Consider the following 20284-nt stretch of genomic DNA (forward strand, 5'->3'; position numbering starts at 1 on the left):
GGGACTCCTGGGACCAGCCTCAGGCCAGGTCGTCGGTGGCCGCGGCGTGGGCGCGGCCGAGCTCGCCGAGGTCGACCCGGTACTCGGTGATGCGGCAGCCCAGCCCGTTGGGCTTGACCCCGATGCCCTCCTGCCGCCAGTGCTCGAAGACGGCGGACCGCTTGTGCTGCGGCGCGTCCCCAGAGGCGTTGACGACACGCCACCACGCGACCCCGCTGCCGTACTCACGCAGGACCCAGCCGACCTGCCGGGGCCCGGTGCCGACGAGCGCCGCGATGTCCCCGTAGGAGATGACCCGCCCACGGGGGACGAGCTCCACCGCACGCAGCACCCTCTCGACGAGGACGTCGTCCATGCTCACTCCTCGCTGACCGTCACGCTCTCGATGCGGTGGACCTTCGCCGGGGCGCCGTCACCGCTCGACCCGTCGGCCTCGATCGCCTCGACGGCGTCCATCCCCTCGGTGACCTTGCCGAAGAGGCTGTAGCTCGGCGGCAGTCCCACGCCCGCGTCGCCGGTGATGATGAAGAACTGCGAGCCGTTGGTGTTCGGCCCGGCGTTGGCCATCGCGACCGAGCCGATCTCGTAGTCCCCGGCCTGCGGCAGCTCGTCCTCGAACTCGTAGCCGGGGCCGCCGCTGCCGTCGCCCGACGGGTCACCGCCCTGGACCATGAAGTCCTTGATGACGCGGTGGAAGGTCAGCCCGTCGTAGTACCCGTAGCGCGCGAGGACGACGAAGTTGTTGACCGTCGTCGGCGCCCCCTCGGCGTCCAGCTCGATCGTCACGTCACCGGCGTCGGTGGCGAGCGTCGCCGTGTAGGTCTTCGCCTCGTCGATGCACATCGGCGGCGCCTCCTCGAAGGAGGTGGCGCGCACCTTCGCCCCGCCCTCGGGCGGGCACTCGGTCGCGCCGCTGACCGCCGTGGTCTCCGCGTCGGTGCCGCCGTCGCCGGAGCCGCACCCGGTGAGGGCGAGCAGGACGGCGGCGGCGAGGGCGGGCAGGGCGCGTCGGGTCATGGCCGGAGTCTACGAACCTGCCTGCTCGCAGACGCATGATGAGGGCATGGCCTCGCTCACCCGGACCCTCGCCATCACCCACCCGATCGTCTGCGCGCCGATGGCCGGCGTCGCCGGCGGCCGTCTGGCGCATGCGGTCTCGGCCGCCGGCGGCCTCGGCATGATCGGTGCCCGAGGTGCCTCCTCACCCGAGTGGATCACGGAGCAGGCGGCGATCGCGGGGGCGGGAGGGACCCCCTTCGGCATCGGCCTCATGGCGTGGGTGGACGAGGTCGACGACCAGATCGACGCCGTCCTCGCGCTCGAGGGGGAGCGCCGTCCGGCGCTCGTGTCGGTGTCCTTCGGCGCACTCGCCGCGCCCGTCGCCCGGCTGCGGGAGGCCGGCCTGCGCACCGCCTGCCAGGTGGGCAACGCGGCCGACCTGGCGGAGGCGATCGACGCGGGCGCGGACGTCATCGTGGCCCGCGGGGGCGAAGGGGGCGGACACGGGCGTGACGAGGTGGCCACCGCCGACATGCTCGCCCGTGCGCTCGCCGCGACCGACCGCCCGGTCCTCGCCGCCGGCGGCATCGCTACCGGAGGCGACGTGGCCCGGGCCCTCGCCGCGGGAGCCGCCGGGGTCTGGTGCGGCACCCCCTTCCTCACCTGCGTCGAGGCCGACAACACCCCGGCCGCGCGCGCCGCGATCATCGCGGCGAGCTCGACGACGTACTCCCGGGTGCACGACGTGGCCCAGGACCTCGCCTGGCCGCGCGAGTTCGGCGGGAGGGCCGTGTCGACCCCCTTCGTCCGGCAGTGGGCGGGGGACGAGGACGCGATGACCGCGCAGGCGCGCGCCCAGCACGCCGCGGGGCGGGCGGCCGGCGATCCCGGCTACGCGCCGCTCTACGCGGGCACCGGTGTCGACCGGCTCAGCGCGGAGACCGACGCGGCCGCCGTCGTGCGGGCTCTGGCGGACGGCATTTGATGTCGTGTGACTCGTCCCACAGGATGAGGGCATGAGCGACGAGACCTCCGCGGGCGTGCACTTCCCGAGCGACGACCAGGGCCGACGGACGACGACCCCGACGACGAAGGGGGTCCTCGCGGACTCCGTCCGCGGCGTCGACCCGGCCCTCGCCGAGCGCGTCGACGGCGCACGCGACTGGCGCAAGGACTACGCCGATCTCGTCCACGCGGTGACGCTCGCCAGCGCCGCCTCGCCCGACGCCGCGACCCGCATCGCGGCCGACGGGCTGGCCTCGATGCGCCGCCGGATGGTGCTCGTCGACGCGGGCGGTGCCGAGGTGCCGCTCGAGGAGGCGGAGCCGGGCGGGGCGAGCGAGGCGACCTTCGGGACCGAGTCCGTGCGGGGCACCGCGCGGCCGGTCACCGAGCTGCGGGTGCCCTACGAGGGGCGCGAGCTCGCCGGCGATGAGCTGCGCGGTCAGCTCGCCGCGTGGGTGGACCGCGGGATCGTCGAACCCTCCTTCGCGGCGGCGGTCGAGGAGGTCGTCGACCACCCGGAGTGGCTCGCGCTGCCGGGCCACCGCGCGCTGCTCATCGGTGCCGGCGCCGAGATGGGGCCGCTCGAGACCCTGCTGTCCTGGGGCGCCGACGTGCTCGCGATCGACCTGCCGCGCAGCCGCGCCTGGCGGTACAAGAAGGGCCTGGCCTCCCGCGGCGCGGGCACGCTGACCTTCCCCGTCGACCCGGCCGGTGAGGAGGGCGGCGACGTCGTCCACCAGCTGCCGCAGGTCCTCGAGTGGGTCCGGCGGCAGCAGGGCGACCTGCCCCTGGCCGTCGGGATGCACGCGTACGCGGACTCCGGGGTGCACGTGCGCCTCACGGCGGCGGTCGACCTGCTCATGGACGAGCTGACCGCTGCCGACCCCGGCACCGCGCTCGCGTGGCTGGCGACCCCGACCGACGCCTTCGTCGTGCCGCCGGACGTGGTCGCCGATGCCCGGCGGCGCTGGGACGCGCGGGGGCTCGGGCTCAGAGGTGTCCAGGCGCCGGCGCGCGCGGTCGGGCGCGGGCGGCTCTTCGAGCCGGCCTATCGCGATGCGCCGGAGGGGCGCTCCGGGATCGCCGACGTCATCGTGCCCCAGCAGGGCCCCAACTACTCGCTCGCCAAGCGGCTGCAGCGCTGGCGCGGCGTCGCGGCCGAAGGGAGCGGGCAGACCGTCTCCTTCAACGTCGCCCCCGCCACGTGGACGCGCTCGGTGACGAAGAACCCGGTGCTCGGGGCCGCGTACGGCGGTGCGCACCACTTCGGCGTCGAGGTTTTCCGGCCGGAGACGGTGCGCCCGCTCATGGCGGCGCTGCTCGTGCGCGACCTCGTCCGCGGGGTGCCGCAGCGGGCGCACCCGGAGGAGCTCTTCAGCGATGCCGCGGCCCACGGCGGCCTGTGGCGCGTGGCCTACGAGCCCAAGACCGCCCTGGGCGTCGCCGCCGTGGCCGGCCTGCCCGGCTCGGTGAGGCGGCGCCTGCGGGGCTGACGGTGGTGGGCACACCCGCCTCATGATTATCGGGTCACCCGATAAACCTCGGGTTCGCAAGAGTTTTAAACTCATGGGAACCCGATGAATATCGGGTGACCCGATAATCCTGGGACGAGCCCCCTCAGCCCCCGTCGTGCCCCCGCAACAACTGGCTGAAGTCCGTCACCGGCCCGAGGGGCCCCGGCTCGTCGGCGCCCTGGGCGAAGCCGGCGACCCCGGTGCGCTCGGCCACCACGAGGGCGGCGAGCTCCTCGGCGGCGCGCTGCACGCGGCGGTCGAGGTCGACCTCGCCACCGAAGTCCTCGGTCGCCGCGAACACCGCGGTCGGCACGACGACGGCCCGCAGGTAGGCGAAGAGCGGGCGCAGGGCGTGCTCGAGCACCAACGAGTGCCGGGGCGTGCCGGCGGTCGCCGCGACGAGCACGGGCGTGCCGGTGAGCGCGTCCTTGTCGAGCAGGTCGACGAAGGTCTTGAACAGACCGGAGTAGCTGGCCGTGAAGACGGGCGTGACGGCGATGATGCCGTCGGCCGCCGCGACCTGGCGCTGGGCGGCGCCCAGGGCCGGAGTGGGGCGTCCTCCGGAGACCATCGACTCGGCCATCTCGACGGCCAGCTCGCGCAGCTCGACGAACTCGACGTCGAGGGACTCGCCCCGCCCACCGACCGCGGAGCGCGTGGCGTCCGCGAGCTGGTCGGCGAGCAGTCGGGTGCTCGAGGGCTGCGAGAGCCCGGCGCTGATGACGACGACGCGGCGGCTCACCGGGCTGCCATCTCCCGCTCCTGCTGGGCGATCGCGACCGGGCTGGTCACGACCTTGCGGTGCGGGCTGTCGGGGCCCTCGGCGACGAGCGACGCATGCGTGGGCGGCTCGCTCGGGACACCCTCGGGGCGGCGCGCCTCGAACTCCCGGCGCAGCACCGGCACGACCTCGCGGCCGAGCAGCTCGACCTGCTCCAGGGCCATCTCCAGAGGCAGCCCGGCGTGGTCCATGAGGAAGAGCTGGCGCTGGTAGTCCCCGACGTGGTCGGCGAAGGACAGCGTGCGCTCGATGACCATCTCGGGCGTGCCGACGGTGAGCGGCGTCTGCCGGGTGAAGTCCTCCATCGAGGGACCGTGCCCGTAGACCGGCGCGTTGTCGAAGTACGGACGGAAGACCCGCTTGGCCTCCGCCTCGGTGCCGGCCATGAAGGCCTGCCCGCCGAGCCCGACGATCGCCTGGCTGGCGTCACCGTGGCCGTAGTGCTCGAAGCGGCGGCGGTACAGCTCGACCATCTGGGCGGTGTGCTCGAGGTTCCAGAAGATGTTGTTGTGGAAGAACCCGTCGCCGTAGAAGGCGGCCTGCTCGGCGATCTCGGTGGAGCGGATCGACCCGTGCCAGACGAAGGGGGCGACGCCGTCCAGCGGTCGGGGGGTCGAGGTGAAGCCCTGAAGGGGCGTGCGGAACTGGCCCTTCCAGCTCACCGACTCCTCGCGCCACAGGCGGCGCAGCAGGTGGTAGTTCTCGACCGCCAGCGGGATGCCCTGGCGGATGTCCTTGCCGAACCACGGGTAGACGGGGCCGGTGTTGCCGCGGCCCATCATCAGGTCCAGACGGCCGCCGGACAGGTGCTGGAGGAAGGCGTAGTCCTCGGCGATGCGCACGGGGTCGGTCGTCGTGATGAGGGTCGTGGACGTGGAGAGCTTGAGCCGCTCGGTCTTCGCCGCGATCCAGGCGAGGTGGGTCGTCGGTGCCGACGGGACGAAGGGAGGGTTGTGGTGCTCGCCCGTCGCGAAGACGTCGAGCCCGACCTCCTCGGCCTTGAGCGCGATCTGCGTGATCGCGTCGATGCGCTCGCCCTCGCTCGGCGTGCGGCCGGTCGTGGGGTCCATCGTGACGTCACCGACGGTGAAGATGCCGAACTGCATGACCGCTGCCTCCTGGGTTGTTGATGATTCAACTATACCAACAGGGGGCCCCTCGGTTCCATTCCATGGTCAGCGGGTGGATCTCTGCCGGGCGGCCTGGACGTACGAGGGCCGGCGCAGCAGGGCCATGGCCCGGTACTGGCTCAGCCCCCGGGGCAGCTCGTCCACAGGGTCGAAGGGGTCCGCGGGTGCCGCGTCGCCATCGAGGGTCAGGCTGCCGAAGGTGTGCCACCGTCCTCCTGGTCTCGACCACGACAGCTCCCAGGCCGTGGCGGCCGTACCCCGCGGCGTCAGGCGCAGGAGCAGGGGTCCGGTGCCCGTGGCCATCGGCACGAGGGTCGAGCACGTGCCGGCGGACACGCGCGGCAGCAGCAGGTGGCGGCTGACGCGCCCGCTGCCGGTGCCGGCGAGCAGGAGGTCTCCTCCGGACGGCCCGTCGAGGTGTACCGCGATGCCCTCGATGTCAGGGGTCCCGGCGGGCAGCCCGATGGCGCGACTGCGTCGCACCACGCAGGTCCACGTGCCCTGCTGGTCGCACACGGCGACACCGACGGGTACCTCCGCGTCCTCGGTCACGGACCACGTCCCCCGGAAGACCTCCCCGTCGGGATGCAGGGGCCTGGCTCCGCCACGGCCGTAGATCCTGTTGATCAGCACCGACAGCGCGTGGCCGCCCAGCTCGGCACCGCCGTCACGGATGACACCCAGAGTCCTCATCGATCCAGACTAGGACCGCGCGAAGGGGGTGACCCCCTTCCCGCGCACCCCCGGGGACGCGACGAAGACCGACCCGGCGGCCGGGTCCTCACCCTCGTCCAGCCCCTCCCGCGAGGTCGTGATGTACAGCTCGTCCAGGTCCGCGCCCCCGAAGGTGCACGCGGTCACCTGCCGCGCGCCGACCTCGACCACCGCGTCGAGCGTCCCGTCGGGGGAGCGGCGTTCCACCCGGCCGGCGCCGAAGAGAGCGGTCCAGACACCCCCTTCGGCATCGACGGTCAGGCCGTCGGGGTTGCCGTCGACGTCCGCGAAGGTCCGCCCGTCGACCAGCCCGCCCTCCGGCGTCCAGTCGAAGACCGTGATCCGGCCGGTCGCCGTGTCGTCGTAGTAGGCGAGCGTCCCGTCCGGTGACCAGTCGATGCCGTTGGAGACCGTCACGGCGGGCAGCGCGGTCTCGACGGACAGGTCGGCGCCGACGCGGTAGAGGCGCGCGGCCCCCTTCGCCTGGTCGTAGGCCATCGACCCGACGTAGAGGGTGCCGTCGGGCGCGACCCCGCCCTCGTTCATCCGGACCGCGTCCGTGGTCCACAGCGGGCGAAGGGGGTCCACCCGCCAGTCCTCGTCGGCGAGCGCCAGGCCCCGCTCGACCGCGATGACCGCGCCCCCGCCCGCGCGGGGCCGGATCATCGCGGCGACGTCGCCGACGTGGGTGCGGGAGATCGCGCCGCTGTCGTCGAGGGCGAGGACGTCGCCGGCGAGCATGTCGACCCAGCGCAGGCCGCCCCACCCGGGCCACCAGCAGGGGCCTTCGGCGTGGTGGGCGACGGCATCGGTGAGGCGGGTGGCGCGCATGCCCTCGAGGCTAGCCGGGGGCCGTGGTCCGGCTCAGTCCCGCTCGAGCAGCTCCGCGATCTGGTGCGTCAGCTCCACGGCCGCCTCGATCTCGACCTTGCGGCTGGAGACGGACTCGATGTTGAAGCCGAAGGGGATGCCGAGGTAGCGGCAGAAGCTGGACAGCTCGCGTGCGGCGTTGAGCGCGTGGAGCTTGGACCAGGCGAGCGGGTCGTCGGCGTGGAGGATCTCGTTGCGCACCCAGCTCGGCACGTCGACCCCGAGCCACTCGAGGAACTGCAGCGTCTTGGGCGACCCGCACAGCGAGAGCGTGAAGATCAGCGGCGCCGGGTCGAGCCGGTCCTCCACGACCGCGTAGCGGTAGTCGGACGCGAGGTTCTTGGCGGCACCGATGTCGTAGACGATCTGGCTGATGAAGAAGCTCGACCCGGCGTGCTGCTTGCGCAGGATCCGCTCGTGCTCGTCGCCGCGCCCGGCGTGGCGCTCGGGGATCGTCACGCCACCGAGCGGCAGGAGGGGGCGCACCGTGCGGTGCAGCTCCACCGCCTCCGCGAGGCTGGTGCGCATCTCGGCGTCGCGCGTCGAGGACCCGACGAAGACCGTCAGCACGTTGTCCGGCGCGGACTCCAGCCACGTGCGCAGCTCGTCCTGGGCGTACTTGCCGACCGCGCGGTAGACGATCGCCGGACGGTCCCAGCGGTGCAGCTGCCGGCACAGGTACTCGCCCGGGTCGAGCATCGCGGCGAAGGGGAAGGGTCGCGGGGCGTCGTTGCGGTCGGCCTCGTCGGTGATGTCGTAGAGCACGAGCGCGTCGACGGGCAGCGCCTCGACGCGCTCGAGCGTCCGGGCGGCGATCTCGGCGACGCGCTCGGGGGCGGTCTCGGCGCGCGGGGGCGTCAGGCCGAAGAGCAGGACCTCCCGGGGGTTGCGCGCGGGCGCGGGGAAGGCTCCGGGGGAGGGGGTGTGCGACTCCGGCTCGGGCTGCTCCATGGCTGCACGCTATCCGCCCGGGAGGGGCACCCGCGGGGCCGTCCGCTGGTTAGGCTCGGCCCGAGCCATCCCGGCCTCGTCGAAGGAGAAGCATGCAGATCACGGACACCGCAGCCGTCGTCACCGGCGGGGCCTCGGGCCTCGGCGCCGCCACCGCTTCCGCGCTCGCCGCGGCCGGGGCGAAGGTCTACGCCTTCGACCTGCCGACCGCCGTCGAGACCGCGCCGCAGGTCGAGGGCGTCGAGTACGTCGCGGTCGACGTCACCGACCCGGAGCAGGTCCAGGCCGCCGTCGACACCGTCGCCGGTGCGGGCGTGCCGCTGCGCACCGTCGTCAGCTGTGCCGGCATCGGCCCCTCGATGCGCATCCTCGGCAAGAAGGGCCCGCACGACCTCGCCTTCTACGCCAAGGTCGTCCAGGTCAACCTCATCGGCTCCTTCAACGTCATGACGCTCGCCGCGGAGAGGATCGCGGCCACCGAGCCCCTCGAGGACGGCGCCCGCGGCATCGTCATCAACACCGCCTCGATCGCCGCCTACGACGGCCAGGTCGGTCAGGCCGCGTACGCCTCGAGCAAGGGCGGCATCGTCGGCCTCACCCTGCCCGCCGCGCGCGACCTCGCCCAGCACGGCATCCGCGTGATGACGATCGCGCCCGGCATCGTCGAGACCCCGATGCTCGCGACGGTCTCCGAGGAGTTCCGCGCGGGCCTCGCCGCCGGCGTCCCCTTCCCGCAGCGCCTCGCCCGCCCCGACGAGTACGCCCAGCTCGCGCTCGCGATCATCGACCACGACTACCTCAACGGCGAGGTCATCCGCATGGACGGCTCGCTGCGCATGGCCCCCCGCTGACCCCCGCTCCCTGAGGAGCTTGCGCAGCGCCGTCCCGCTCCCTGAGGAGCTTGCGCAGCGCCGTCCCGCTCCCTGAGGAGCTTGCGCAGCAAGCGTCTCGAAGGGTCAGGCCGGCTCGGTGACGTCGGCGACCTGCGCGCCGAGGTGGGCGATCATCGCGTCCGCGTCGAGGGTGGCGGCGAGGCCGTGCTCGCCGGCGCCGATCGAGACGGTGCGACCGGCGACGGTCGTGTCGGCGATCACCGGCAGCGCGGTCAGGGAGCCGAAGGGGGTGATCGTGCCCCTCTCGTAGCCGGTCACCTCCTGCGCGACCTCCTTGTCCGGCAACGAGATCCGGTTGACGGAGAGGAGGGTGCGCAGCTTCGGCCAGGAGATCTGGCGGTCGCCGGGGACGAGGACGAAGAGGTGGTCGCCCTCCCCCCTTCGCACCACGAGGGTCTTGATGATGTCGCGCGGCTCGACCCCGCGGGCGGCGGCTGCCTCCTCGAGGGAGCGCACCTTGCCGTGCCGCGTGATCGTGTGCTCGATGCCGCTGTCGCTCAGGGCCTGCGTCGCCCGGGTGCCGTCCATGATCCGACCCTACGACTGGGGGACCCGGGCCGTCTCGTGCATCACAGGATGTTATGTCTGGCCAAACATGCTCTTATGCTTGACGGCATGGGCTTCTTCGACTTCCCCGACCCGGTCAACGAGAAGGCGGCGCGCACGGTCGCGACCGGCGTCGTGCTGCTGAGCGTGCTGACGCTCGTGACCGGCTGGTGGTGGCTCACCGTGCCGCTCGCGCTCGGGTTCCTCGGCCGGGTGCTGGCGGGTCCGCGCCTCAGCCCCCTCGGCTGGCTCGCGATGAGGGTCATCGGGCCCCGTCTGGGTGCGCCCAGGTTCTCGCCCGGCCCGCCCAAGCGCTTCGCCCAGGGCATTGGTGCCGCCTTCTCGACGACGGCGGCCGTGCTCGCTCTCGGGTTCGGTCAGACGATGGCTGCCGGCATCGTCCTCGGCGTCCTCACCCTCTTCGCCATCCTGGAGGCGGCGCTCGGCTTCTGCGCCGGCTGCTTCGCCTTCGGCCACCTCATGCGCTGGGGCGTCGTCCCCGAGGACACCTGCGAGGCCTGCGCGGACATCTCCCTTCGCCGACCCCAGCCCTCTGCATTGCCCTAGGGCAATGCGGGCTCTCGCGACCGTTCGTCTGCATTGCCCTAGGGGAATGCAGACGAACGGGCGAGCGGGAGCGGGTCAGCGGCCGAGGAACTGCGCGAAGAGCGCCCGGGCCTCCTCGCCCTGCCCACGGCTGCTCAGGGTCGCGGCCTCGTCGACGGCGGACGCGGCCCGGTCCCGGGTCCACGAGGCGCGCAGCAGACGGCGGCTGTCACCGAAGGCGCCGGCCGCCCCCTTCGCGAGGCTCGTCGCCAGCTCGAGCGCGCGGGCCTGCGCGTCCTCGACGACCTCGGCCACCAGACCCTGGGCCAGCGCGTCCTGGGCCGACATCGGCCGACCCGAGAGGGCGAAGGCGAGCGCCCGCTGCTGGCCGATCGCGCGCGGCAGCAGGTACGAGGCACCGCAGTCCGGCGTCAGGCCGATCGCCGGGTAGGCGAAGACGAACTTCGTGCCCTCCTGGGCGACGACCACGTCCCCACCCAGCATGATCCCGAGGCCCCCGCCGGCGACGGCGCCCTGCACGGCCGTCACGACCGGCTTGGCGAGGTCCTCGAGCGCGATGACCGCGGCGCCGGCCTCCTCGGCGAGCCGCTGCAGGTAGGCAGGGTCCTCCTCGTCGACGAAGCTGCGGATGTCGCCGCCGCTGCAGAAGCGCTTCCCGGCCCCGGTGAGCAGGACCGCGCGCACGGCGTCGTCCTCCGCGGCCGCGGCCACCGCTCCGCGCAGACCGGTGGCCAGCGCCATGTCGATGGTGTTGGACGCCTCCGGCCGGTTGAGCAGGATGCGTGCGACCCCGTCGGCGACGGAGTACTCGACGGCCGCCATCAGATCCGCCGGAAGAGCGCCGCGAGGGCCTGGCCGCCACCGATGCACATCGTGACGATGCCGTACTCGAGGTCCGCGCGGACCATGTGCTTGGCGGCGCGGACCGTGAGGATGCCACCGGTCGCGCCGACGGGGTGGCCGAGCGCGATGGCCCCGCCGTAGGGGTTGACCTGCGCGGGGTCGAGGCCGGCGTCGCGGATGACGGCGACGGCCTGCGAGGCGAAGGCCTCGTTGAGCTCGATGACCCCGATGTCGGACGGCTGCAGCCCGGTCTTGTCGAAGAGGGCCTTGAGCGCGAGCGTCGGCGCGTAGCCCATGAGCTCCGGCTCCATCGCGGCGGTCGTCACGGCCTCCAGGCTGACGAGCCCGCTCAGCCCGCGCTCCTGCACGGCCGACTCGCGGCCGAGGACGACGACACCGGCGCCGTCGTTGATCCCCGAGGCGTTGCCGGCCGTGACGGTGCCGTCCTTGGTGAAGGCCGGGCGGAGCCGGGCGAGGGTCTCGAGGGTGGTGTCCGGCTTGGGGTGCTCGTCCGTGTCGGCGGTGAAGGGCTTGCGGCCACCGACCTCGACCGGGGTGATCTCCTCGGCGAAGGCGGCCCGCGCCTCCGGGGTCGCCGCGCGGCGCTGCGACTCCAGCGCGAACTCGTCCTGCTCCTCGCGGGAGACGCCGTACTTCTTCGCGACGTTCTCCGCGGTGACGCCCATGTGGATGTCGTGGAAGGGGTCGGTGAGCATGAGGACGGTGCCGTCCTGCAGCTGGCGGTTGCCGAGCCGGTACCCGTTGCGGGCGCCGAAGTCGTAGAACGGCATCCGGGTCATGGACTCGTCGCCGCCGGCGAGGGTGAAGTCGAGGTCGTTCCAGCGCATCTCCATCGCGGCGGACCAGATGGCCTGCAGGCCGGAGCCGCAGAGCCGGTTGACCGTGTAGGCCGGGACATTCGCGGGCAGGCCGGCGGTCACGGCGACGCGCCGCGCGTTGTAGGCGTCAGGGCCGACCTGGCCGATGCAGCCCATGACGACCTCGGAGATGTCCTCGCCCGCGACGCCGGCGCGGCGCAGCGCCTCGCGGCTCGCGGTCGCGCCGAGCTCGTGGCCCGGGACGTCCTTGAACATGCCACCGAAGCTGCCGGTGGGGGTGCGGGCGCCGTCGACGACGACGATCTTCTCGTTGCTCATGGTGGCTCCAGGGTCGGGTGCAGTGCTCACGGCAGCATCCCATCCCCCTTCGCCCCGGTCGTAGCCTTGTCCGCATGGCACTTCGTGACGCTCACCTCGTCCAAACCGCCCCCGTGACCGCCCTCGGGCTGGTCGGCGGTTACCTCACCGCGCGCGAGAGCGGCATCCGCCCGCTCGGCGGCCTCGTCCTCGGCGGGGCCGGCCTGCTCGCCGGCCGGAGCTGGCTGGCCAAGACCGACCCCGCGACCACCGCGGCGCTGTCGGCGATCTACCTCGGCGGCTTCGGCGCCTCGCACCCGCTCGCCAAGAAGGTCGGCGCCTGGCCGGCCGTCCTCGGCGTCGCCGCCCTGTCCGCCGCCGCCTCGTACGTGCTCTCCGACCGGCGATGACCCCCGTCGCCCTCACCGGCGCGACCGGTCGCATCGGTGGTCGGGTGGCGCAGCGCCTCGCGACGAAGGGGGTCCCCCTGCGCCTCCTCGTCCGCGACCCCGACCGGGCACCCGACCTGCCGAGGTCGAGTGCCGTGGTGGCCCCCTTCGCCGATGGTCCGGCGGTGCGCGCGGCGCTCGAGGGCGTCGAGACCGCCTTCATGGTCTCCGCCTCGGAGGCGGCGGACCGGGCCGAGCAGCACCGCACCTTCGTCGACGCTGCGGCTGCCGCCGGGGTGCGGCACCTCGTCTACCTGTCCTTCCAGGGGGCGAGCCCGGGGTCGACCTTCACCTTCGCCCGCGACCACGCGGTGACCGAGGACGCGATCCGGGCGTCCGGCATGACGTGGACCTTCCTGCGGGACGGCTTCTACGCCGACTTCATGCCCGGCCTCGTCGGCGAGGACGGTGCCATCCGCGGTCCCGGCGGTGACGGTCGGGTGGCCGTCGTCGCGCAGGACGACATCGCCGATGCCGCCGCAGCGGTCCTCGCCGACCCGGCTGCGCACGCCGGTGCCACGTACACGCTCACGGGGCCGGCAGCCCTGTCCTTCACGGAGATCGCGACGATCCTCGGTGAGGTCGAGGGGCGTGACATCAGGTACGTCGACGAGACCCTCGCCGAGGCCCGCGCCTCCCGGGCGGCCTACGGCGCCCCCGAGTGGGAGGTCGCCGGGTGGATCTCGACGTACACCGCGATCGCCGCGGACGAGCACGCCGAGGTGATCGGTGACGTCGAGGCGTTGACCGGGCACCCGGCCACGCCGCTGCGCGAGGTGCTGGGCGGCTGATCAGCCCTCGTACGGCAGGAACAGGTCGGTCCGCAGCGTGCTCGGGTCCATGTCGGGCCGCGGCTCGGTGACGTAGACCTCCCAGAAGGGCAGCGCCGGCTGCCGGCCGTCGGCGGCGGCCTGCTGCATGAGGCGGGACCACGCCTGTCCCAGCCCGTCGTAGCCGCCGAGGTAGGACATCGTCGCCACCTGGGTCGCGGGCAGGACCGAGGGATGGAAGGCGATGCCGCCCGCCTCGAGCTCGCCGTCGAGGGGCGCGGCGAGCGGGAAGCCCAGCTCGAAGGTCATCGTCGCCCCCGGCATGCGGCGGTGCATGGAGAAGGCGGGTCCGGCGACCTGGATCCCCTTCTCCTGCAGGGCGGGCACGAGCGCGCCGAAGCTCTCGTCGAAGATCCCTGCCAGGTCACCGGGCAGGACGTCCTCGGCCAGCCGGACGACGGTCGGGACCGCCTGGGTGCTCAGGTAGGTGACCTGCTCGTGGGGCGCGGCCGGGTGGGTGGGGGTGTCGCTCACGAGGTCCTCCTCGGGGTGGTGGGGTCCTTCACCCTCCCACGCTGGCCCCCGCCGTGAGGGTGACAGCGGCCGTCCAGGCGAGCGGTGACGGCCCGGCGGGGGACCCGTCGTCGCGCACCTTCTCCGGGAGCGACCCGGCGGAGGTGCGGTGACGGGCGAGCCAGACGAGCGTCTCGCGGGCCCGGTCCCGGGTCGCCTCCGAGGTCGCCCACGCCGCGGCGAGCACCGCGGTCTCCGGGGTCCAGGCGACCCCGTCCTCTCGCCAGCCGCCCCCGGGCGCGTAGCCCCCGTTGGGTCGGCGCATCTGCTCGGCGGCCCGGTCGAGCGCGGCCCGCAGGTCTGCGCGGTCGGTCAGGCGGTAGGGCGGCAGCATGAAGGCGACCGCGGTGTCGCTGCTCCCGCCGGCGATCTCGCGGGGCCATCCCCGCGCGCCGAAGGTCTCGTCGATGCGCGTCGCCATCCGCTCGGCCGCGGCGGCGCAGCGCTCGCGCAGCCGGCTCGGCCCGAGCAGCTGCACCGCGCGCTCGAGCCCGACGAGCAGGGGTGCGGCCGTGCCGAGCGTGAGGTGGTCGGCCTCCAGCTCCCAGTAGTCGGGCGAAGGGAGCGGCAGCCCGTCGTCGTCGAGGCGCGTGAGCAGGGTCGCGGCGCAGTGCCGCACGAGCGCCTCGACCCGCGGTCCGTGCGCATCGCCCCGCCATGAGCCGGCGGTCGTGTGCGCGGCCCACAGCACCCAGCCGAAGCCGTCGTCCTGCGGTGGCCGGTCGTCCGGTGTGCCCCCGTCGAGCGCGTAGCGCGCCTCGATCCGTGCGGCCCGGCCGACGCGGGAGGCGAGGGCGGAGAGCTGGCGGGTCGCCCCCTTCGCGTCCCCGAGGTGGTGGAGGGCGACGGCGACGTGCGCGGTGTCGCGGGGCCAGGCGTGCCGCCACATCGGCGACCACCCGGCGACGGCCATCGGCAGGCCGGCGGAGAGCACCCACACGTCGAGGGCGGCCTGGCGGAAGAGGTCGCGCGGGGTCCCCGGCACGTGGTCCGGGAGCGCGACGCTGCCGAGCCATTCCTCCTGCGCGTCGAGCAGGCGCTCCTGCTCGGGGCCGGCGAGCACGCGGGTGCCCGGGAGGAGCAGCTCGAGGCCGTCGGCGGGGACGATCTCGCGGGTCTGCCGCCACGGGCCGCTGGTCGAGCGCATGGCCACGGTGAGCCCGTAGGACGCGGGCACCTCGTGACGGTCGCGGTACAGGGCCAGACCGCCCGTGCCGGTCGCGGCGAGGGCGACCGCGCCGAGCGAGCCGGTCACGAGGGTGCGCCGGCTCGGCGGCTGTGGCGTGTCGCCCATCACCCCGTCACGGTACCGGTGCCCAGGGGCGAAGGGAGCGTGTGCCAGCACGGGCCGCGCAGCCCGCGCCGGTGTCGGCTCATCCGGCCACGTCCCCTTCGTCGGACCCCGAACCCTGCATCGCTCTGGGGGGGTGCAGCGGGTTGGCCAGGTCGCCGACGCGGATGAGGGAGCCCTCCGGGTCGGTCAGGTCGACCATCTGCAGGGTGTTGCGCAGCTGCAACCGGTTGAGGCACGAGTGCTCGAAGCTCGCGCGCAGAAGGTCCAGGCGCGCGGCCCGGGGGTGCTCCTCCGCGTGCTCGGCGATGCACTCCGCGACGAGCGACCAGAACTGGTTGCCCGGGAGCACACCGTCGTCGGTGAGGATCTCGGCGATGAAGCGCAGCACCCCGTCCAGGACGTCCGTGAGCACCGACAGCGACTGCACCTGCGGGTCGAGGACGTGCCGGATCCGCTCGACGTCTGCGGGCAGCGGTCGGTCGGACATGACGACGACCTCCTCACCGATGTCCTTCATGAAGATGCCGGTGGGCACATGGTCCTCGAGCACGAGGATGACGTTCTCGCCGTGCGGCATGAAGGCCAGGTCGTGCACCCCCAGGCAGTGCACGACGGGCCGCAGGTAGGCCCGGAGCATCCGGCGGACCCACTCGGTGGCGCCGATCGGGCTGGCCGAGATCAGCTCGGTGATGAGCGCGCCGCCGTCGGAGTCGCGGTGCAGCAGACCCGTGAAGGACTGGAGACGTTGTCCCACGCCGAGCTTCGGGACGGGCGACTCGCGCCACAGCGCGGCGACCATCTTGGTGTGCGGGTTGGGGGCCCCGAGCTGGTGGTACGCGTCGCCCGTGTAGCCGATCGCCGCGACCTCGCGCAGCACGCGGAATCCGCAGTCGGCGAGGTCTGGGTCACCCGCGACGATCCGCGCCACCCAGTCGTTGATCGCGGGCGTCGCGGCCATGTAGTGCGACGACAGCCCGCGTAGGAAGCCCATGTTCTGGATGGCCAGCGCGGTCTTGACGTAGTGCCGCTCCGGTCGGTCGGTGTTGAAGAACGTCCGGATCGACTGCTGCGCCCGGTACCGGTCGGTGCTCGGGCCGAGGTGGACGACGTCGCGCCGCGCGAGGTCCGCTGCGAACGTCACCGCGAGCTTGTGGTCCCACTGCCAGGGGTGGACGGGCAGGTAGAGGTAGTCCGCCGGCTCCAGACCCAGCGTCTCGAGGTGGAGGGAGAAGCGCGCCCGGTCCGCCTCGTCCAGCTCACCGTCGTAGAGGTCCGCCTCGGTCACGCCGTCGGCGAGGGCGAGATGGGCGACGCTGCGGCGGACCGCGACCCACACGAGACGTACCTCGGATCCGGCCTCGGGGGAGTAGGCCGCGTGGTCGGTCGCGGAGAACCCGATCCGGCCGTTGTTGGCGACGAAGGCAGGGTGCCCCTCGGTCATCGCGCCCTCGATCGTCTGGAAGTCGGCGCCGACCAGCTCGCGGCTGGTGTGCTGCTCGTGGTGCCACTTGTGGGCCAGGCTCGCGAGGGTCCCGCTGAGCTCCTCGAGGTAGGTCGAGCGCAGGTGGTCGGGGGTACCGAGGTCCTCGTGCAGGTCGGAGACGACCGTCAGGGCGTCGACCTCGGTCGGCTCGCCGTCGAGGCTCCGCTCCAGGCTCGTCGGATCGACCCGCCAGTGCTCGAGCGCGTGCCGGGTCGCGGCGAAGGTGTAACGGGCGTCTCCCGCCGCGATCGTCCAGCGCCCGTCACCGGTCGACTCGGGAGCGAGCAGCCGCTCGTGGGCGAACTCACCGATCGCCTTGGCCGCGACGTGGCGGTGGGCACGCGCCATCACCTCTGGCTGCAAGTGGGCGACGTCGGGCGAAGGGAGGCCCCCGCCGCCTTCGAGCCGGCTCGTCGCGAAGTCCACGGCCGTGCAGAAGCTCAGCAGGGCCTCCTTGTCCGGCAACGAGATCCGCCGGTCGACGACGAACCCGGCGGCGGCGTTCTTCGAGTGGATCGGATGGTTGCGCGCGTCCGGCTCGACGACGACGCGCGTGGTCGCGGGGTGGCGGAAGCAGAAGTGCATGACCGCGCGGAAGACCTGCGAGGTCAGCCCACGCACCGGGGTGCCGGTCGGTGCGACGAGCACGTGCATGCCGAGGTCGCCCGCGGCGACGGGGTAGTGCGCGGCGAGTGCGCTGTGCGCGGGGTCGTAGGTCTCGGTGAGGAAAACGGGCTCGTCGTCGACCCGACCGAGCCAGGCGTCGTGGTGGACGTCGGCGTCGATCTCGTCGAAGGCTGCCCGTGACTCCGCGCGCGTCGATCCCTGCATGCCCCAGAAGGCGGACCGCGGGTGCGTGACCCACGTGTGCAGCAGCGCGCCGTGCTCGGCCGGGACGACCGGCTCGATGGTGATCCGTCCGATCGGGGAGAGATGGTGCCAGGTCGTCATCGGCCCACCTCGACGAGCCGCGCACGCTCGACCACTGGTGACTCGATCTCGTGGACCCCGAAGTGCTGGAAGGCGATCCGCTCCTCCACCGGGTACACCTCGCGTCTCGCGACCGCGTTGACGATCACCGAGTTGCGGTGAGCGCCCATGCCGAGGTCGGGGGCGAGGACGGAATGGGTGTGCTCCTCCGCGTTCTGCACGAAGATCCTCCTGTCGACGTCGACGCTGTAGTCGTCGCCGGTGTCGTAGCGGTCCCGGGCGTCGCGCCGGATGCGGTCCTCGACGGGCGCGAGGAAGTGCGGTGTCCGCGGGCGGTAGCCGGTCGCGAGGACCAGGCCTGCGCTCGTGACGTGCACCGCCGCCTCCTGCTCCTCGTGGTGCACGACCAGGCGGTACCTCCCTTGGTCCTCGTCCCAGCTGGCCTCTTGCAGCTCGCTGCTGGACAGCAGGGTGGTGGGCACGGGACCTCCGGTCTCGACGCGCAGCCGGTAGAGCGTGTCGTAGATGACGTCGACGAGGTCACCGCTGATGCCCTTGTGGAGGTTGCGCTGCTCACGCGTGAGGACGTCGCGGCGCGCCATGGGCAGACCGCGGAAGTACCGGGCGTACTCGGGCGAGGTCATCTCGAGCGTGAGCTTGGTGTACTCCATGGGGAAGAACCGCGGGGAGCGCGTGATCCACGTCAGGTGGTAGCCGTGGGCCATGCAGCCCTCGAGCAGGTCGAGGTAGATCTCGGCGGCGGACTGCCCGCTGCCGATGACCGTGATGCTCTCCTTGTCCTGCAACGCTGCTCGCGCGTCGAGATAGCCCCCGGAGTGGGTCACGGGTCCGCCGAGGCCTTCGGTGACGGGCGGGACGGCCGGCTCCGTGCCGATACCCAGGACGATGTGCCGGGCGCGAAGCGGGATGAGCGTCCCGTCCCCGCGCCGGGCGGTGACGGTGTAGACCCCGTCGGTGTCGCGCTCGACCGCGGTCACCTCGTGGCCCCAGCGGATCGTCTCGAGCTGGTCGGCGACCCACCGGCAGTACTGGTCGTACTCGGCGCGCAAGGGGTTGAAGTCCTCGCGGATGTAGAAGGGGTAGAGCCGTCCGACCGCCTTGAGGTGGTTGAGGAAGCTGAAGCGCGAGGTCGGATCGGCCATCGTCACCAGGTCGGCCATGAAGGGCACCTGGATCGTGGCGCCCTCGAGCAACATCCCGGGGTGCCACGAGAACTCGCCGCGGGACTCGAGGAAGACGCCGTCGACGTCCGGCAGGTCGTGGATCAGCGCGGCGAGCCCGAGGTTGAAGGGCCCGAGGCCGATGCCGACGAGGTCGTGCACCCGGCTCATCGCGCCACCTCCAGCGCCGGGAGCCGGCCCTCGTCCAGCGCGTCCTCTGCCACCAGCAGCTCACCGGTGGCGGCGATCGCCTCGAGGATCCCGCGCAGGTGGGCCAGGGTGGTCTGCGGGTTGAGCAGGGTGAGCTTCAACCACGCCCGGGCGTCGATCGTCGTGCCCGCGACCATGACGTCGCCCCGGTCGAGCAGGGCGTGCCGGATGCGGGGGTTGAGCGAGTCGGCGTCCTGCGGGTCCAGCCGCGGCGGGCGGTACCGCAGCACGACGGTGCTGAGCATCGGCTCGGCGGCGACCTCGAAGCGGTCGTCGGCGACGAGCACCGACCACACCTCGTGCGCGCGGTCGATGACCTCGTCGAACATCTCGCCGACGGCGTCGGCGCCGGTGACGCGCAGGGTCATCCACAGCTTGAGGGCGTCGAATCGGCGCGTCGTCTGCAGCGACTTGTCGACCTGGTTGGGCGTCACGGCGGTGGCTGGGTTGAGGTAGTCCGCGTGGTGGGTGACGTGGGCGAGCGTCGCCCTGTCACGGACGATGATCGCGCTGGAGCTCACGGGCTGGAAGAAGGTCTTGTGGAAGTCCACGGTCACCGAGTCCGCGCGCTCGATGCCCGTGAGCAGGTCCCGACGACGAAGGGAGGCGAGCAGCCCGCCCCCGTAGGCGGCGTCGACGTGCAGCCAGGCGTCGTGCTCGGCGGCGAGCTCGGCGATGCCCGGGATCGGGTCGATGGCGCCGAGGTCGGTCGTGCCGGCGGTCGCGACGATCGCCATCGCGCGCTCGCCGCGCATGCCCATGCGCTCGAGCTCGCTGCGCAGGGCCGTGAGGGACATGCGGCCGCTCGCGCCGGTCGGTACGGCGATGACGTCGTCCGGGTGCATCCCCATGACCCGGGCCGCCTTGATGACGCTGAAGTGGCTGTGACCGGTGGCGAGGACGCGCAGGCGGGGGGTCGCGCCCTGCGCCTCGGCTCGACGCTGCGCCTCGCCCCGCGCCAGGAGCAGGCCCTGGAGGTTGGACTGCGTGCCGCCACTCGTGAAGACGCCGTCGGCCTCGTCCCCGAAGCCGATCCGCTCCGCCGTCCACCGCACGAGTCGCTGCTCGATGAGGGTGCCGCCGGCGCTCTGGTCCCAGGTGTCGACCGAGGTGTTGACCGCCGCGATGATCCCCTCCGCGAGCACCGCCGGCAGTGCGACCGGGCAGTTGAGGTGCGCGACGTAGGAGGGGTGGTGGAACCAGATCGCGTCGCGCAGGTACAGGTCGGTGACCTCTTGGAGGGCAGCGTCCAGGTCAGCTGCAGGCCGGTCGAGGTCGATGGCGTCCACAGCGGGGGAGAGGTCGGCGACGGTTGCGCCGCTCGAGGGGGCGTTCGTGGCCAGGTGCCGGGCCACGAGGTCGGTGACCCGGGACATCCCGGCGCGGTAGTCGTCAGCGGTGTCGTGCGTCAGCAGGGACTTCACGGAGCTCCTCGAAGTTAGGGA

General features: G+C 73.0%; 21 protein-coding genes. 6 read left to right on the forward strand and 15 right to left on the reverse strand.

The genetic code is table 11. The features are described from left to right. Window positions 1–19: 19 nt before the first annotated feature. Window positions 20–355: an MGMT family protein gene (locus tag V3C34_RS02875; RefSeq protein WP_068327375.1), complete on the reverse strand. Its 336-nt coding sequence runs from the start codon at window positions 353–355 to the stop codon at window positions 20–22. A 2-nt stretch (window positions 356–357) separates the two neighbouring features. Then, window positions 358–1017 carry a peptidylprolyl isomerase gene (locus V3C34_RS02880; protein ID WP_346008016.1) on the reverse strand — a complete coding sequence of 220 codons (660 nt, stop codon included), beginning with the start codon at window positions 1015–1017 and terminating at the stop codon, window positions 358–360. A 46-nt stretch (window positions 1018–1063) separates the two neighbouring features. Here V3C34_RS02880 and V3C34_RS02885 point away from each other — a divergent pair, with 46 nt between their 5' ends. Beyond that, window positions 1064–1984 carry a nitronate monooxygenase gene (locus V3C34_RS02885; protein ID WP_346008017.1) on the forward strand — a complete coding sequence of 307 codons (921 nt, stop codon included), beginning with the start codon at window positions 1064–1066 and terminating at the stop codon, window positions 1982–1984. 31 nt (window positions 1985–2015) lie between these two features. Then, the gene (locus tag V3C34_RS02890) at window positions 2016–3497 is read left to right on the forward strand and encodes a hypothetical protein (RefSeq protein WP_346008018.1); all 1482 of its coding nucleotides are present in this window, start codon (window positions 2016–2018) and stop codon (window positions 3495–3497) included. Between the two features lie 124 nt (window positions 3498–3621). Here V3C34_RS02890 and V3C34_RS02895 read toward each other — a convergent pair whose 3' ends face one another. The 5 genes from V3C34_RS02895 to V3C34_RS02915 form a co-directional block, all read right to left on the reverse strand. Then, window positions 3622–4260, reverse strand: a complete 639-nt coding sequence (locus tag V3C34_RS02895) for an FMN reductase (RefSeq protein WP_068327364.1) — start codon at window positions 4258–4260, stop codon at window positions 3622–3624. Beyond that, the gene (locus V3C34_RS02900) at window positions 4257–5405 is read right to left on the reverse strand and encodes an LLM class flavin-dependent oxidoreductase (RefSeq protein WP_346008019.1); all 1149 of its coding nucleotides are present in this window, start codon (window positions 5403–5405) and stop codon (window positions 4257–4259) included. Before V3C34_RS02900 ends, V3C34_RS02895 begins: the two co-directional genes overlap by 4 nt. A 69-nt stretch (window positions 5406–5474) precedes the next feature. Continuing rightward, entirely contained in the window at window positions 5475–6122 is a 648-nt protein-coding gene (locus V3C34_RS02905) for a hypothetical protein (protein WP_068425193.1), read from the reverse strand. Between the two features lie 9 nt (window positions 6123–6131). After that, the gene (locus V3C34_RS02910; protein WP_346008020.1) at window positions 6132–6974 is read right to left on the reverse strand and encodes an SMP-30/gluconolactonase/LRE family protein; all 843 of its coding nucleotides are present in this window, start codon (window positions 6972–6974) and stop codon (window positions 6132–6134) included. A 33-nt stretch (window positions 6975–7007) separates the two neighbouring features. Beyond that, window positions 7008–7964: a 5,10-methylenetetrahydrofolate reductase gene (locus V3C34_RS02915; RefSeq protein WP_346008021.1), complete on the reverse strand. Its 957-nt coding sequence runs from the start codon at window positions 7962–7964 to the stop codon at window positions 7008–7010. Window positions 7965–8056: 92 nt separating this feature from the next. Between V3C34_RS02915 and V3C34_RS02920 the strand changes: the two genes are divergently transcribed. Beyond that, window positions 8057–8815 carry an SDR family NAD(P)-dependent oxidoreductase gene (locus V3C34_RS02920; protein WP_346008022.1) on the forward strand — a complete coding sequence of 253 codons (759 nt, stop codon included), beginning with the start codon at window positions 8057–8059 and terminating at the stop codon, window positions 8813–8815. 105 nt (window positions 8816–8920) lie between these two features. Here V3C34_RS02920 and V3C34_RS02925 read toward each other — a convergent pair whose 3' ends face one another. Further along, window positions 8921–9385, reverse strand: a complete 465-nt coding sequence (locus V3C34_RS02925; protein ID WP_068327350.1) for an aminoacyl-tRNA deacylase — start codon at window positions 9383–9385, stop codon at window positions 8921–8923. Between the two features lie 87 nt (window positions 9386–9472). Between V3C34_RS02925 and V3C34_RS02930 the strand changes: the two genes are divergently transcribed. Then, window positions 9473–9970, forward strand: coding sequence for a DUF4395 domain-containing protein (locus V3C34_RS02930; protein WP_346008023.1), 498 nt, complete (start codon window positions 9473–9475; stop codon window positions 9968–9970). Window positions 9971–10045: 75 nt separating this feature from the next. Here V3C34_RS02930 and V3C34_RS02935 read toward each other — a convergent pair whose 3' ends face one another. Next, the gene (locus V3C34_RS02935) at window positions 10046–10792 is read right to left on the reverse strand and encodes an enoyl-CoA hydratase/isomerase family protein (RefSeq protein ID WP_346008024.1); all 747 of its coding nucleotides are present in this window, start codon (window positions 10790–10792) and stop codon (window positions 10046–10048) included. Next, window positions 10792–11970, reverse strand: a complete 1179-nt coding sequence (locus V3C34_RS02940) for a thiolase family protein (RefSeq protein WP_068327343.1) — start codon at window positions 11968–11970, stop codon at window positions 10792–10794. The genes V3C34_RS02935 and V3C34_RS02940 overlap by 1 nt, the downstream gene beginning before the upstream one ends. 74 nt (window positions 11971–12044) lie before the next feature. On the opposite strand from V3C34_RS02940, the gene V3C34_RS02945 reads away from it, so the two are divergent. Further along, window positions 12045–12359: a hypothetical protein gene (locus V3C34_RS02945; protein WP_068327340.1), complete on the forward strand. Its 315-nt coding sequence runs from the start codon at window positions 12045–12047 to the stop codon at window positions 12357–12359. Next, window positions 12356–13189 carry an SDR family oxidoreductase gene (locus V3C34_RS02950; protein WP_346008025.1) on the forward strand — a complete coding sequence of 278 codons (834 nt, stop codon included), beginning with the start codon at window positions 12356–12358 and terminating at the stop codon, window positions 13187–13189. The genes V3C34_RS02945 and V3C34_RS02950 overlap by 4 nt, the downstream gene beginning before the upstream one ends. On the opposite strand, the gene V3C34_RS02955 is transcribed toward V3C34_RS02950, so the two are convergent. The 5 genes from V3C34_RS02955 to V3C34_RS02975 all read right to left on the reverse strand — a co-directional run bounded on the left by V3C34_RS02955 (window position 13190) and on the right by V3C34_RS02975 (window position 20263). Next, entirely contained in the window at window positions 13190–13702 is a 513-nt protein-coding gene (locus tag V3C34_RS02955; protein ID WP_068327334.1) for a GyrI-like domain-containing protein, read from the reverse strand. It lies immediately after the preceding gene. Window positions 13703–13730: 28 nt separating this feature from the next. Then, window positions 13731–15035 (reverse strand): hypothetical protein, encoded by a 1305-nt coding sequence (locus V3C34_RS02960; protein ID WP_346008026.1) that lies wholly within the window; start codon window positions 15033–15035, stop codon window positions 13731–13733. A gap of 79 nt (window positions 15036–15114) precedes the next feature. Further along, a complete protein-coding gene (locus V3C34_RS02965; RefSeq protein ID WP_346008027.1) occupies window positions 15115–17469 on the reverse strand; it encodes a GNAT family N-acetyltransferase in 2355 nt (784 codons plus the stop codon). Then, window positions 17466–18800: a lysine N(6)-hydroxylase/L-ornithine N(5)-oxygenase family protein gene (locus V3C34_RS02970; RefSeq protein ID WP_068327325.1), complete on the reverse strand. Its 1335-nt coding sequence runs from the start codon at window positions 18798–18800 to the stop codon at window positions 17466–17468. The genes V3C34_RS02965 and V3C34_RS02970 overlap by 4 nt, the downstream gene beginning before the upstream one ends. Then, a complete protein-coding gene (locus V3C34_RS02975; RefSeq protein ID WP_346008028.1) occupies window positions 18797–20263 on the reverse strand; it encodes an aspartate aminotransferase family protein in 1467 nt (488 codons plus the stop codon). Before V3C34_RS02975 ends, V3C34_RS02970 begins: the two co-directional genes overlap by 4 nt. Between the last annotated feature and the right edge of the window lie 21 nt (window positions 20264–20284).

The organism is Janibacter terrae (assembly GCF_039636765.1).
Lineage (GTDB): Bacteria > Actinomycetota > Actinomycetes > Actinomycetales > Dermatophilaceae > Janibacter > Janibacter terrae.